The organism is Nocardia sp. NPDC056100 (genome assembly GCF_042266325.1).
Lineage (GTDB): Bacteria > Actinomycetota > Actinomycetes > Mycobacteriales > Mycobacteriaceae > Nocardia.
The window spans coordinates 51718-65918 of sequence record NZ_JBHJVY010000003.1 but is presented as its reverse complement, the minus strand read 5'-3'; the positions used below and the strand labels follow the sequence as shown (position 1 = coordinate 65918).

Genomic DNA, 14201 nt, shown 5'->3' with positions numbered 1-14201 from the left:
GCCTTTGTGAACCCCTGGGAGACGCCGGAGCGGCGCGAATTGCGTGCCACCGTGCGCGGATTCGCCGAGCGCGAGGTGCTCCCGTATCTGGACGGCTGGGAGCGGGACGGTGAGATCCCGCGTGAACTGCACAAGAAGGCGGGCGCGCTGGGCCTGCTCGGCATCCAGTTCCCGGAATCGGGCGGCGGTTCGGACGGCGATCCCATCGACGCCGCCATCGTGTGCGAGGAAATGCATTACGCGGGCGGTTCGGGCGGTCTGTTCGCCTCGCTGTTCACCTGCGGTATCGCGGTGCCGCACATTATCGCCTCGGGGAACGCCGACCATATCGAGCGTTTCGCCAAGCCGACCCTGGCGGGCGAGAAGATCGGTTCGCTCGCCATCACCGAGCCGGGCGGCGGTTCGGATGTCGGGCATCTGCGCACCACCGCGGTGCGCGACGGTGACGAGTTCATCGTCAACGGCTCCAAGACCTACATCACCTCGGGTGTGCGCGCCGATTACGTCGTGACGGCGGTGCGCACGGGAGGCAGTGGCGCGGCCGGTGTTTCGCTGCTCATCGTGGAGAAGGGCACGCCCGGTTTCACGGTCAGCCGCAAGCTGGAGAAGATGGGCTGGCTGGCCTCCGATACCGCCGAACTCTCGTATGTCGATGTGCGCGTACCGGTGTCGAACCTGGTCGGTGCGGAGAACTCCGGATTCGCCCAGATCGCCAGCGCTTTCGTGAGCGAGCGCGTCGGCCTGGCGGTCCAGGCGTACGCGCAGGCGCAGCGCTGCCTGGACCTGACGCTTCAGTGGACCCGCGACCGGGAGACCTTCGGCCGCCCGCTGATCAGCCGCCAGTCCGTGCAGAACACGCTGTCGGAGATGGCGCGCCGCATCGATGTGGCCCGCGTCTACACCCGGCATATCGCCGAGCGCGCCGCACAGGGCGAGACCGATCTCATCGCCGAGGTGTGCTTCGCCAAGAACACCGCCGTCGAGACCGCGGAATGGGTTGCGCACCAGGCGGTTCAGCTGTTCGGCGGGCTCGGCTACATGCGCGAGTCCGAGGTCGAACGCCAGTACCGCGATGTGCGCATTCTCGGTATCGGCGGCGGCACCAATGAGATCCTGACCGCCCTGGCGGCAAAGCGATTGGGGTTCCAGTCTTGAGCATTCTGCGCAGCACCGTAGACCCGAAGTCGGCGGACTATCAGGCCGCCGCCGAGGCCATGGCGACCAAGCTCGGCGAGGTCGAGGCCGAATACGCCAAGAATGTCGCGGGCGGCGGCCCGGACAAGATGGCGCGACATCGCAAGCGCGGCAAGCTGACCGCGCGCGAGCGCATCGAACTGCTCATCGACGAGGATTCACCGTTCCTGGAGCTGGCCCCGCTGGCCGCCTGGGGCAGTGACTTCCACGTGGGCGCGAGCGTCATCGCCGGTATCGGCATTGTCGAGGGCGTCGAATGCATGATCGTCGCACCGGATCCGACCGTGCGCGGCGGCACCTCGAACCCGTGGACGCTGCGCAAGAACCTGCGCATGAACGATATCGCGCTGGAGAACCGGCTCCCGGTCATCGGCCTGGTGGAGTCCGGCGGCGCGGATCTGCCGACGCAGAAGGAGGTCTTCGTTCCGGGTGGTCGCATGTTCCGCGATCTCACCCGCCTGTCGGCGGCCGGAATTCCCACCATCGCACTGGTTTTCGGTAATTCCACCGCCGGTGGCGCGTACATCCCGGGCATGTCCGATTACACGGTCATGATCAAGGAGCGCTCCAAGGTGTTCCTGGGTGGTCCGCCGCTGGTGAAGATGGCTACCGGTGAGGAATCCGATGACGAATCGCTGGGTGGCGCGGAGATGCACGCCCGCGTCTCGGGTCTGGCGGACTACCTTGCCGCCGACGAGCAGGACGCGATTCGCCTGGGCCGCTCCATTATTCGCCGCCTGAACTGGCAGAAGCAGGGCCCGGCCCCGCGCCCGGTCGCCGAGGTGATCGAGCCGCTGTTCGATCAGGAAGAGCTGGTCGGCATCGTGCCGACCGATCTGAAGATCCCGTTCGATCCGCGCGAGGTCATCGCCCGCGTCGTCGACGGCTCCGATTTCGACGAGTTCAAACCGTTGTACGGCTCCAGCCTCGTCACCGGCTGGTCGGAGCTGCACGGTTACCCGGTCGGCATTCTCGCCAATGCGCGCGGCGTGCTGTTCTCCGAGGAAGCGCAGAAGGCCGCGCAGTTCATCCAGCTGGCCAATCAGAAGAACACGCCACTGCTGTTCCTGCACAACACCACCGGCTACATGGTCGGCAAGGAGTACGAGCAGAAGGGCATCATCAAGCACGGCGCGATGATGATCAACGCGGTGTCGAACTCCAAGGTCCCGCATATCTCGCTGCTCATGGGCGCGTCCTACGGCGCAGGGCACTACGGCATGTGCGGTCGCGCGTACGATCCGCGCTTCGTATTCGCCTGGCCCAGCGCCAAATCCGCCGTCATGGGCGGTGCGCAGCTGGCGGGCGTCATCTCCATCGTGGGCCGGGCCGCCAATGAGGCCAAGGGCATTCCGTTCAACGAGGAGGCCGACGCCGGTATCCGCGCCATGATCGAGGCGCAGATCGAGGCCGAATCGCTGCCCATGTTCATGTCGGGCCGCCTGTACGACGACGGCGTCATCGACCCGCGCGACACCCGCACGGTATTGGGAATGGCGTTGTCCGCCATCCACAATGCCCCGATCAAGGGCGCCGAGGGCTTCGGCGTCTTCCGAATGTGAGTGCCGGTATGGAGATAACGAACGTTCTGGTCGCGAACCGCGGTGAGATCGCGCGGCGCGTATTCGCCACGTGCCGTCGCATGGGAATCGCCACCACCGCCGTGTATTCCGACGCCGACGCCGCCGCACCGCATGTGGCGGAAGCGGATTCGGCCATTCGACTGCCCGGAAACACTCCTGGTGAGACCTACCTGCGCGGTGAACTGATCATCGAGGCCGCGCTGGCCGCCGGTGCGGACGCCATCCACCCCGGCTACGGATTCCTCTCCGAGAACGCCGAATTCGCGCGTGCCGTACTGGAAGCCGGTCTGACCTGGATCGGCCCGCCGGTGGCCGCCATCGAGCAGATGGGCTCCAAGGTCGAGTCCAAGAAGATGATGGACGCCGCCGGTGTCCCGGTGCTCGCCGAGCTGGACCCGGCCGAGGTCACCGCGGATATGCTGCCGGTGCTCATCAAGGCGTCCTCGGGCGGCGGCGGTCGCGGTATGCGCGTGGTGCGCGATCTCGCCGACCTCACCGAACAGCTGGAAGGCGCGCGGCGCGAGGCGGAATCGGCGTTCGGTGATCCGACCGTGTTCTGTGAGCGCTACCTGGAGACCGGCCGCCATATCGAGGTGCAGGTCATGGCCGACACCAAGGGCACGGTGTGGGCGGTCGGCGAGCGCGAGTGCTCGATCCAGCGCCGCCATCAGAAGGTCGTCGAAGAGGCCCCGTCCCCGCTGGTCGAGAAGATCGACGGGATGCGTGCGCGCCTGTTCGAGGCCGCCAAGCTCGCCACCGAGGCCATCGGTTACGAGGGTGCGGGCACCGTCGAATTCCTGGCCGACGAGAAGGGTGACTTCTTCTTCCTGGAGATGAATACCCGTCTCCAGGTGGAACATCCGGTCACCGAGCAGGTCACCGGCCTGGATCTGGTGCGCCTGCAATTGCAGGTCGCCGCCGGTCGCCCGCTGCCGGCGACGCAGCCGGGCATGCGCGGGCACTCCATCGAGGTGCGCCTGTACGCCGAGGATCCGGCGCACGATTGGCAGCCGCAGAGCGGTCCGGTGCACAAGCTCGACATCCCGGGCACCACGGGTGAATTCACCGTCCTGACCGAACCGGGCGTGCGCCTGGACACCGGTGTGGTGGACGGTTCCGTGGTGGGCGTGCACTACGACCCCATGCTGTCCAAGGTGATCTCGTTCGCCGAGACCCGTGACGAGGCCGCGCACATCCTGGCTTCGGCCTTGCAGCGCGCCAAGATTCACGGTCTGGTGACCAATCGCGATCTGCTGGTGCGGGTGCTGCGGCATCCGGCCTTCCTGGCCGGTGACACCGATACCGCCTTCTTCGCCACGCACGGCCTGGACAAGCTGTCCGCGCCGCTGGTGTCCGAGGAATCCGAGCAACTCTCCATTGTGGCTGCGGCACTGGCGGATTCGGCCGCGAATCGCAGGAACGCCAAGGTCGGTTTCGGTGTGCCGAGCGGCTGGCGCAATCTGCCGTCGCAACCGCAGTCCAAGTCCTACGAGAGCCGTGTGAGCGGTAAGCATGAGGTGCGCTACCGCATCACGCGTGCCGGTCTCGAGGTCGAGGGCCATCCGGGTCTCGAATTGGTCGAGGCCACACCGGATCTGGTGATTCTGCTGGTGCCCGGTGAGCGCGGCGCGGTGCGCCGCCGCTTCGAGATCGCCCGCTACGGCGATCTGGTGGCCGTGGATTCCCCGCTCGGCCCGGTCTCGGTGCGTCGCCTGCCGCGTTTCGAGGATCCGGCCGATCAGGTGGCCGAGGGTTCACTGCTCGCTCCCATGCCGGGCGCGGTCATCCGCCTCGGTGCGGAGCTGGGCAGCCGGGTCGAGAAGGGCCAGCCCATCCTGTGGCTGGAGGCGATGAAGATGGAGCACACCATCGCCGCGCCCGCCGCGGGTGTGCTCACCGAACTCAATGTGACGGTCGGTCAGCAGGTCGAAGTGGGCGCCCTGCTCGCCGTGGTCCAGTCCGATGACAGCGAAAACCAGGAGTAGACGATGAGCTTCATCGAAACCGATGAGCAGAAGGCCCTGCGCGAGGCCGTGGCCAAGCTGGCCGCCAAATACAACTTCCGCGATTACGCCGGACCCAAGGCCCGCAAGGGTGAGCCGTTCGACGAATTGTGGGATGAGGCGGGCAAACTCGGCTTCCTCGGCGTGAACCTGCCGGAGGAGTACGGCGGTGGCGGCGCGGGCATCTACGAGCTGGCGCTGGTGCAGGAGGAGCTCGCCGCACAGGGTTGCGGCCTACTGCTCATGGTGGTCTCCCCGGCCATCTGCGGCACCATCATCACCAAGTACGGCACCGACGCGCAGAAGCAGTACTGGCTGACCAAGCTGGCCGACGGCACCGGCAAGATGGTCTTCGGTATCACCGAACCCGATGCCGGCTCCAATTCGCACAAGATCACCACCACCGCCCGTAAGGACGGCGAGGACTGGATCCTGAGCGGTCGCAAGGTCTACATCTCCGGTGTCGATCAGGCCGAGGCCGTGCTCATCGTGGCGCGCACCGAGAACGCCAAGACCGGCAACCTCCAGCCCGCCCTGTTCATCGTCCCCACCGATGCCCCCGGCTTCGTGAAGACGAAGCAGGAGATGGACATCATCGAGCCGGACAACCAGTTCACGCTGTTCCTCGATGATGTGCGCCTGCCCGCCACCGCCCTGGTAGGCCAGGAGGACGCCGCCATCGCGCAGCTGTTCGCCGGTCTGAACCCGGAGCGAATCATGGGCGCGGCGATGGCGATCGGCATGGGCCGCTACGCCATCGATCGCGCGGTGACCTACGCCAAGGAGCGCGCGGTGTGGAAGGGCGTGCCGATCGGTGCGCACCAGGGCATTTCGCATCCGCTGGCACAGGTGAAGATCGAACTGGAACTGGCCAAGGTCATGATGCAGAAGGCCGCGTTCCTGTACGACTCGGGCGATGACTTCGGTGCCGCCGAGGCCGCCAATATGGCGAAATACGCTGCGGCGGAAGCCAGTATCAAGGCGCTGGATCAGGCGATTCAGACGCACGGCGGTTCCGGCCTCACCTCCGATGTGGGGCTGGCGGGCATGCTGGCGGCCTCGCGCATCGCGCGCGTCGCCCCGGTCAGCCGCGAGATGATCCTGAACTTCGTCGCACAGCACTCGCTCGGCCTGCCCCGGTCGTACTGAGCCGTATCCGACTGAGCCGTCTTCTCTTGACCCGTAAGGAAATTCGATGAGTGACGCCACCCCCGACGCGCCGTACGTGCGCTACGAGGTGCGGGACGGATTCGCCGTCCTGACCCTGGACTCCCCGCACAATCGCAACGCCCTGTCCTCGAAACTGGTGACGGAGCTGCTCGCGGGCCTGGAACAGGCCGCCGCGGACACCGCGGTGCGCGGGGTGGTGCTCACCCACACCGGCAATACCTTCTGTGCCGGAGCGGATCTCAAGGAAGCGCTGGACGCCGATCCGGCGGCCGCCGCAGGTATCCGCACCGGCTGGATGGTGCGGGTGCTGCGCGACATCCTGGACCTGCCCAAGCCGGTGATCGCGCAGATCGACGGCAATGTGCGCGCGGGCGGTATGGGCATCGTGGGCGCGTGCGATATCGCGGTCGCGGGTCGCGGCAGCAGTTTCGCCCTCACCGAGGCCCGGCTCGGGCTCGCGCCGTTCGTGATTTCGCTGACCCTGCTGCCGCGCCTGACCTCACGCGCGGCGGCCCGCTACTTCCAGACCGGGGAGACCTTCGACGCCGCCGAAGCCGAGCGCACCGGCCTGATCAGCATTGCCGCCGATGATCCGGAAGCCGAGGTGAAACGCCTGGTGGGAGAGCTGCGCAAGGGTTCCCCGCAGGGTCTGGCGGAGAGTAAGAAACTCGCCACCGCCGCCATCCTGGCCGAGGTCGATCGCTCCGCGCAGGCCCTGGCCGAGCGGTCCGGCAGCTTCTTCGGCACCCCCGATGTGATCGAGGGCATGACGGCCTTCTTTCAGCGTCGCCCGCCGAGCTGGGCAGAATAACTACTCATGGCTACACCCCACGAACCCAAGCAGGACCGCAGCCGGGCCACCCGGCAGCGGCTGCTGGAGGCGACCATCGACTGCCTGGCCGAGACCGGCTGGGCGGCGGCGACGGTCGCGGTGGTCGCCGAACGCGCCGGGGTGTCGCGCGGTGCGGCACAGCATCACTTCCCCACCCGCGAGGATCTGATCACCGCCGCGCTGGACTACATGTTCGACACCCGCATGGCGCAATCGCTCGCCGACGCCCAGGCCATCGGTGAGGTGGCCGAGGGGCAGGGCCGCACCGAGGCCGTGGTGACCGCACTGGTGGAGGGCTACACCACCACGTTCTTCAAGGCGGCGCTCCAGGTGTGGACGCATGCCGCCGCCGATCCGGCGCTGCGCGAACTCATCGTGCCGATGGAGGCGCGCTTCGGCCGGGTCTCGCATCGCATGGCGGTGGAGGCGCTGGGCGTGGACGACTCCGATCCCGTTGCGCACCATCTGGTTCAGGCCACGCTGGATCTGGCGCGCGGTCTCGGACTGGCCGATATCCTCACCGACGACTCGTTGCGCCGCAAGGAGATCGTGCAGCAGTGGGCGGCCACGCTGCATATCGCGCTGCACGCGCCGCGCTGAATTCTCCCGCGCTGAACTCCGATTCGTCGTCTACCAGCCGAAAACCTCTGCGATATCGATCGATTCGTCGTCCCAGCGGTGTTCGATGCGCTCGCGTTCGAGATCCGGCAGGTCCGGTGCCCAACCGGCTCGCCGCCAGAAGGCTTCGCGGCGTTCATCGCTGAGGGGGAGTGGATCGTTCATATGACAGTCCCTGGATCGGATTGCCGGGTGCCGATTTCAGGGTAGGGGAGTGGCGCGGGTCACAATATTGTTTTCGAGTGGGCGACATCGCGGCTGATCAGCGGAAATACGTGAACTGCATCATTGCTGGACGCTTGTCCGGGAGCCTAACGTGCAGGGTTGAATTGAACCCGATCCGCGAAGGACATTGTTGTGCCCATCATCGATCTCGGCTCTGCCGCACTGAATCTCGCGAACGTTGTCACCAGCATCGCGTCGAACATCACCTACCTGCTGCACGCGTGGGGCCTCGCCTGATCCAGGCGCAGTGCCTCGCCTGAGCCAGGCGTAGCAAACGAAAGAGCCCGTCCCGCAATCACGCGGAACGGGCTCTTTCGTATGCGGGGCTAGGCGGGCTTCGGCGCGGTCAGGTCGTAGAGGGTCACCCCGTCCACCTCCTGCGCCGTGTAATGCTCCTGCACCCACTTGGTGATCTCGGAACTGTGCGAGCCGGAACGGTTCGAACCGCCCATCCGGCCCTCACCGCCGTCACCCATACCGCCGCCGCCGATGAAGTAGTGGATATCCCCATCGGTCACATACCGCTGGAACTGCTCCAGCGTCGGCGACGGATCACTGCCGTTGAACCCGCCGACCGGCATGACCGGCAGCTGCGTGGCGAGCTGGAAACCCGCGGCGCTGTTCGAGCCGATGGCCGCCGCCACCCAGGTGAACTGATCGCCATTGGCGGACAGCAGCGCGGTGACCTTCGCACTCGGCTTGCTGGCCATCATGAAATTGCCCGCGCCACCGCCCATTTCGCCACCTGGCATACCGCCGCCATTGCGGGCTCCACCGGAATGCATCCCACCGTTCATGCCCGGCATACCGCCGTTCTGGCCCGGTGTGGTGCCGTTCTGGCCGCGCATGCCGCCGTTCTGGCCGGGTGCGGTGCCGCCGTTCTGCCAGGGCCCGCCACCGCCGTGCCGTCCGCCGCCGCCGAAACCGAAGCCGCCGCGCACATTCGGGCCCGCGCTGGGGATCGGTCCCTCGTGGCCGGTGCCGAGGGTGTCGACCGTGTAGGCGATCGGTCCGGCGAGGCCGATGAGCACCGCGGCACTCGCGGCCGCGATTTCCACCTTGCGGGGCAGCCGGACCAGCAGCGCCAGGGTGACCACGACGCCTATCGTCGCCACGGTCCAGCGCAGCCAGGGCTGGAAGGAGCTGCTGCGGGACAGCAGCATCCACGCCGTGGCGATGGTGACGCCCAGGGCGAGCGCCAATGCCACACGTACCCAGCGCTTTTCGCGTTCCTGCCACAGCATCACCGCGCCGATGCCGACCAATGCGGCGATCGCGGGAGCCAGGGCGATCGTGTAGTACTGGTGGAAAATGCCCTTCATGAAGCTGAAGACCAGTCCGGTCACCAGCAGCCAGCCGCCCCACAGCATGAGCCCGGCGCGCCGCTGATCGGTGCGAGCGGCCTTGCCGCGCAGTACAAGTGCGGCGACCATCAGCACGAGCGCCGCGGGGATGAGCCAGGCGATCTGCCCGCCCTGCTGCGGTTCGAACATGCGGGTGATGCCCGTCGTGCCCCACATGCCGTTGCCACCGGCGGGCAGTTCCCCGCCCGGGCCGACGCTGCCGGTCTCATCGCCGTTCAACCGGCCCAGCCCGTTGTAGCCGAAGGTCAGTTCGAGAATCGAATTATGTTGTGAGCCACCGAAGTACGGCCGATCGTCGACCGGCCAGAATTCGGCGATGAGCACCCACCAGGCCGCGCCCGCGATCATGGCCGCGCCCGCCGCGAACAGCTGCGCGATGCGCTTGCCGAGCTTCGGCGGTCCGGCGACGAGATAGGTCAGCGCCAGCGCGGGCACCACCAGCAGCACCTGCAACTGCTTGGTGAGGAAGCCCAGACCGATGAACAAGCCGGTGTACAGCAGCCAGCGCCAGCGCCCGTCCTCGACCGCGCGGGTCATGGCCCAGGTCGCCGCGATCATGAGCAGCACCAGCAGCGCGTCCGGATTGTTGAACCGGAACATCAGCGCCGCAACGGGAGTCACCGCGAGCGCGAGCCCGGCCAGCAGTCCGGCGTGCGCGCCGAACACCCGCCGCACCGTGGCCCACAGCAGCGCCACCGAGGCCACGCCGATCAGCGCCTGCGGCAGCAGCATGCTCCAGCTGTGCAGTCCGAAGATCCGCACCGAGATCTCCATGGGCCACAGCGACAATGGCGTCTTGTCCACCGTGATGGAGTTGGCGGCGTCGGAGGAGCCGAAGAAGAACGCCTTCCACGACACCGAACCCGCCTGTACGGCAGCGGCATAGAACGAATTCGCCCAGCCGTTCACCGACAGATTCCACAGATACGCGATCGCGGTGCCGATGAGCAGCGCCGCCACCGCCGGATACTCCCAGCGCGGCTTCGAGACGGTATCCCGCTCGGGCGGCGGAACCACCTGTCGCTCAGTCAATGTCGCGGTCATCATGCACCTCCTCCGGCATGCGATTCGTGAGAGTGGCTGTGGATGCGTGCAGCCAGCGGGCCAACTGCCCATGGCCATAGCGCGGCGGAGTCACCGCCGCGACTTTCGCGGCCCGTTCGTCGGCCGCCGTCACCGGCTGCCCGCCGAATCATGCGCTCCCGCTTTGCGGAACACCCAGCGCAGGCCGACGAAGCGGATCAGGGTGGCGATGAGATTCGCGATCACCAGCACCAGCAGCTCCACGTGCACGGCCGAGTCCGGTGCCCAATGATGCAGTGCGAAAAGCGATCCGCTGGTGAGTGCGAGCCCGATGCCGAAGATGAACAGGCCCTGCAACTGATGCGAGACCGCCTGCGACGATCCGCGCACACCGAAGGTGAAGGCGCGATTGGCGGCGGTATTTCCGACGGCGGTGATCAGCAGCGCCAGGAAGTTCGCCACCTGTGCACCGGTAATCGATTGCAGCACAACGTAAAGCAGCAGATACGCGAGCGTGGACCCCACGCCGACGATGCCGAATCGCACCAGCTGTCCGACCATGCCCAGCGGTACGCCCTCCACCAGCGGTTCGCGTCCGATGGCGGCGCGCAGTTCATTGATGGGCAGCCGCCCCGACCCGAGCGCCCGCCCGACCCGCCAGATGCCCTGCAGATCCTTGCGCGCGGTGTCGACGATATCGACGCGGCTGTCCGGATCGTCGATCCAGTCCACCGGCACCTCGTGAATGCGCAGCCCGATGCGTTCGGCCAGCACCAGCAGTTCGGTGTCGAAGAACCATTCGCCGTCCTCCACCAGCGGCAGCACCATGCGCGCCACCTGGCTGCGCATGGCCTTGAAACCGCATTGCGCATCGGAGAACTTGGCCTGCAGCGAGGTGCGCAGGATCAGGTTGTAGCAGCGCGAGATGATCTCCCGCTTGGGTCCGCGCACCACCCGCGAGGAGGAGGCGAGCCGGGTGCCGATGGCCAGATCCGAATGTCCGGACACCAGCGGCGCGACCAGTGGCAGCAGCGCGTTCAAATCCGTGGACAGGTCGACGTCCATGTACGCGACGACCTGAGCGTCCGACCCCTGCCACACCTCGCGCAGTGCGCGACCGCGGCCCTTGCGATCCAGATGCACCACCCGCACCCCGTCGAGTTGCTCGGCGAGATACTCCGCCACCTGCAGGGTGGCATCGGTGGATGCGTTGTCGGCGATGGTGATTCGCGCCGTGAAGGGGAAATTGTCATTGAGGAAGGCGTGCAGGCGCTGCACGCACGGACCGAGATCGCGTTCTTCGTTGTAGACGGGTACGACCACGTCGATAACGGGCGTGGTCACGGACTCGGCTGGTTCCGCCGCCCGGACGGCGGTCACGGTGTCGGACATGATCACTACGGTCGTCCGGTACGCTGGGCCGCCCCTGCGGCGGAGCTGGGAGGTTCCTGGGAGCTACCGAGGACCTTCATGCAGTCGCCACAGCGGCGACACGGGCCCGTGCCCCGCGCCCAAGTTGTACGACGCCTCCAAACACCGCCGCGTCCACTCCTTGGCGAAGGCGAACGCGTCCGGCACCGAATATCCGTGTGCGAAAGCGCTGGTCATGGCCGCCGCCAGGGTGTCCCCGCCGCCGTGGTCATTGCCGGTGGCGATGCGCGGCGCGGTCAGCTCGTGGAAGGTCTCCCCGTCGAACAGCAGATCGGTGCTGACCGCGGAGGTGCGCAGATGCCCGCCCTTGACGATGGCCCATTTCGGCCCGAGCGCGTGCAGCGCCTCGGCGGCCTTGTGCGCGGTGAGATCGTCCACCACCTCGATTCCGGTGAGCAGCCGTACCTCGTCCAGATTCGGCGTGATCACGGTGGCCAGCGGAATCAGCGTGTCCCGCAGCGCATCCAGTGCCGAGGCGTGCAGCAGCGGATCACCGTGCATGGACGCCGCCACCGGATCCACCACCAGCGGAATATGCCCGTCCCGCCCGATCCCGACCTCCGCGCACACCGCGGCGACGGCCTCGATGATCCCGGTGGAGGCCAGCATGCCGGTCTTGGCGGCCCCGATCCCGATATCGCTCACCACGGTTCGCACCTGCCCCGCCACGATCTCCGGCGGAATCTCGTGAAAACCGCTGACCCCCACCGTGTTCTGCACGGTCACCGCGGCCACGGCCACGCACGCGTGCACCCCGCACATGGCCATGGTGCGCGAGTCGGCCTGAATTCCGGCACCGCCGCCGGAGTCGGTGCCCGCGATGGTGAGCGCGCGGACTGGGGTCTGCCCGTTAGGGGCGAGCGGCAGCAACTTCACGAGACGACCCTACGATCTCCGCGCCGCGTGCGGGACCCGACCCTTCCGGCATTATTGAAAACGATTATCATTTACGTATGACTTCAGCTCAGCGCCCCGCCCAGCTGCCCGTGACCGTGCTGTCCGGGTTCCTCGGCGCGGGCAAGACGACCCTGCTCAACCACATCCTCGCCAATCGGGACGGTCGCCGGGTGGCGGTGATCGTCAATGACATGAGCGAGGTGAATATCGACGCGGCGCTGGTCGCGGGGCAGGGGCATCTCGATCGGACCGAGGAGAAACTGGTCGAACTCACCAACGGGTGCATCTGCTGCACGCTGCGCGAGGACCTCATCGAATCGGTGGGCAAGCTGGCGCGGGAGGGGCGATTCGATCAGCTCGTCATCGAATCCACGGGCATTTCCGAGCCGATGCCGGTGGCGGCCACCTTCGAATGGGAATTCGAGGACGGTTTCAAGCTGGGTGACGTGGCCCGGCTGGACACCATGGTGACCGTGGTCGACGCCTCCACGTTCCTCGCCGAGGTGGTGAAGGGTCAGGCGCTCGCCGACCGCGATATGCAGGCGGGCGAGGGGGACGCGCGCACCATCGCCGATCTACTGGTGGATCAGGTGGAGTTCGCGAATGTGCTGGTGCTCAACAAAACCGATCTGGTGAGCGCGACAGCCGTGGGGACGGTGGAGGCCACGCTCAAGCGACTCAATCCCACTGCGCGCCTTGTGTATTCGGCGCACGGAGTGGTCGATCTCGCCGAGGTGCTCGGCACCGGACTCTACAATCCGGATCTGGCCGCCCAATTCGACGGCTGGGATGAGGAACTCGCGGGCGGGCACACCCCCGAGACCGAGGAATACGGGATCAGCAGCATCACCTTCACCGCCGATCGCCCCTTCCATCCCGAACGCCTCGAGGCGGCGCTGGCGCAATTGCAGAGACTGTTGCGCAGCAAGGGTTTCTTCTGGCTGGCGAGCCGCCCGGATCTGGCCGCCATCTGGTCGCAAGCGGGCCCGAATCTGACCTTCGAGGCGGGCGCGTACTGGACGTCCCTGGATATGCAGCCGGGACAGGAGATCGTCTTCATCGGCATCAAGCTCGATCGCCCGCATGTGCGGGACCTGCTGTATTCGGCCCTGCTCACCGATGCGGAGATGGAATCCGGGCGACAGGCGTGGCTGTCGTTCCCGGATCCCTTCCCGCACTGGGGCGAGGCGCATGAGCACGCCTGATTCTCAATTGGAGATGCCGGGCGTGCGGCGCACGTAGGTGTCGTCGGTCAACTGTTCGAGCAGGAACGCCGCGATATCGGCGCGCGAGATCTTCAGGGACAGACCGGGTTCCGAAGGTCCGAACCCGCGCCGGTAGGCGCCGGTGGCCGGTCCGTCGGTGAAGGCGCTGGGCCGCACGATGATCCAGTCCAGATTGCTCGCCTGCACATACTGTTCCTGCCGGACGTGATCGGCGAACGCCTGCCGCAGCAGCATGCCGAAGAAGACGTACTTCCAGAGGAAGTTCAGATTGCCCTTGCTGTCACCGACGCCCAGGGTGGACTGGCAGATGAGCCGTTTCACCCCCGTGCGCTGCATGGCCTCGATGATGACGCGGGTGCCCTCGGCGCGCACCACGCCCTTGCGGCCCGCGCCCAGGGCGACGATGACCGCCTCCTGGCCGAGTACGACCTGTTCGACCGCGGCCGGATCGAGCACATCGCCGACCACCACGTGCAAACGCTCGTGGGTGACGGGCATATTCGCGGCGTCGCGGGTCAGTGCGGTGACCTCGTGACCGGCCGCGAGGGCCTGGGTGACGACCTGACGGCCGATGGTTCCGGTGGCTCCGAAGAGTGCGATTCGCATTGTGTTCACCTCGTGTAATTCGTTGTCTT

12 protein-coding genes are annotated in these 14201 nt (G+C 66.8%); 7 read left to right on the top strand and 5 right to left on the bottom strand.

What is annotated here, in order from left to right:
* The first annotated feature begins 6 nt into the window (after positions 1 to 6).
* The 6 genes from ACFC0O_RS22515 to ACFC0O_RS22490 are packed head-to-tail and all read left to right on the top strand — an operon-like array spanning position 7 to position 7382.
* Complete coding sequence (locus tag ACFC0O_RS22515; RefSeq protein ID WP_364649845.1) at positions 7 to 1155, top strand: acyl-CoA dehydrogenase family protein; 1149 nt, start codon at positions 7 to 9, stop codon at positions 1153 to 1155.
* Entirely contained in the window at positions 1152 to 2756 is a 1605-nt protein-coding gene (locus ACFC0O_RS22510) for an acyl-CoA carboxylase subunit beta (protein ID WP_375960901.1), read from the top strand. Before ACFC0O_RS22515 ends, ACFC0O_RS22510 begins: the two co-directional genes overlap by 4 nt.
* 8 nt (positions 2757 to 2764) lie before the next feature.
* Complete coding sequence (locus tag ACFC0O_RS22505) at positions 2765 to 4762, top strand: acetyl/propionyl/methylcrotonyl-CoA carboxylase subunit alpha (RefSeq protein WP_375960899.1); 1998 nt, start codon at positions 2765 to 2767, stop codon at positions 4760 to 4762.
* 3 nt (positions 4763 to 4765) lie between these two features.
* Positions 4766 to 5929: an acyl-CoA dehydrogenase family protein gene (locus ACFC0O_RS22500; RefSeq protein WP_364649713.1), complete on the top strand. Its 1164-nt coding sequence runs from the start codon at positions 4766 to 4768 to the stop codon at positions 5927 to 5929.
* A gap of 46 nt (positions 5930 to 5975) precedes the next feature.
* Complete coding sequence (locus tag ACFC0O_RS22495; RefSeq protein WP_375960897.1) at positions 5976 to 6761, top strand: enoyl-CoA hydratase family protein; 786 nt, start codon at positions 5976 to 5978, stop codon at positions 6759 to 6761.
* 6 nt (positions 6762 to 6767) lie between these two features.
* A complete protein-coding gene (locus ACFC0O_RS22490; protein WP_364649708.1) occupies positions 6768 to 7382 on the top strand; it encodes a TetR/AcrR family transcriptional regulator in 615 nt (204 codons plus the stop codon).
* Between the two features lie 30 nt (positions 7383 to 7412).
* Here ACFC0O_RS22490 and ACFC0O_RS22485 read toward each other — a convergent pair whose 3' ends face one another.
* The 4 genes from ACFC0O_RS22485 to thiD form a co-directional block, all read right to left on the bottom strand.
* Positions 7413 to 7565: a hypothetical protein gene (locus tag ACFC0O_RS22485; RefSeq protein ID WP_375960895.1), complete on the bottom strand. Its 153-nt coding sequence runs from the start codon at positions 7563 to 7565 to the stop codon at positions 7413 to 7415.
* 386 nt (positions 7566 to 7951) lie between these two features.
* The gene (locus tag ACFC0O_RS22480) at positions 7952 to 10033 is read right to left on the bottom strand and encodes a glycosyltransferase family 39 protein (protein WP_375960893.1); all 2082 of its coding nucleotides are present in this window, start codon (positions 10031 to 10033) and stop codon (positions 7952 to 7954) included.
* Between the two features lie 129 nt (positions 10034 to 10162).
* Positions 10163 to 11404: a glycosyltransferase gene (locus ACFC0O_RS22475; protein WP_375960891.1), complete on the bottom strand. Its 1242-nt coding sequence runs from the start codon at positions 11402 to 11404 to the stop codon at positions 10163 to 10165.
* 63 nt (positions 11405 to 11467) lie between these two features.
* Complete coding sequence (gene thiD / locus ACFC0O_RS22470; protein WP_375960889.1) at positions 11468 to 12319, bottom strand: bifunctional hydroxymethylpyrimidine kinase/phosphomethylpyrimidine kinase; 852 nt, start codon at positions 12317 to 12319, stop codon at positions 11468 to 11470.
* Between the two features lie 77 nt (positions 12320 to 12396).
* Between thiD and ACFC0O_RS22465 the strand changes: the two genes are divergently transcribed.
* Positions 12397 to 13545: a GTP-binding protein gene (locus ACFC0O_RS22465; protein WP_375960887.1), complete on the top strand. Its 1149-nt coding sequence runs from the start codon at positions 12397 to 12399 to the stop codon at positions 13543 to 13545.
* Between the two features lie 3 nt (positions 13546 to 13548).
* Here ACFC0O_RS22465 and ACFC0O_RS22460 read toward each other — a convergent pair whose 3' ends face one another.
* A complete protein-coding gene (locus ACFC0O_RS22460; protein WP_375960885.1) occupies positions 13549 to 14172 on the bottom strand; it encodes an NAD(P)-dependent oxidoreductase in 624 nt (207 codons plus the stop codon).
* Positions 14173 to 14201: the final 29 nt, after the last annotated feature.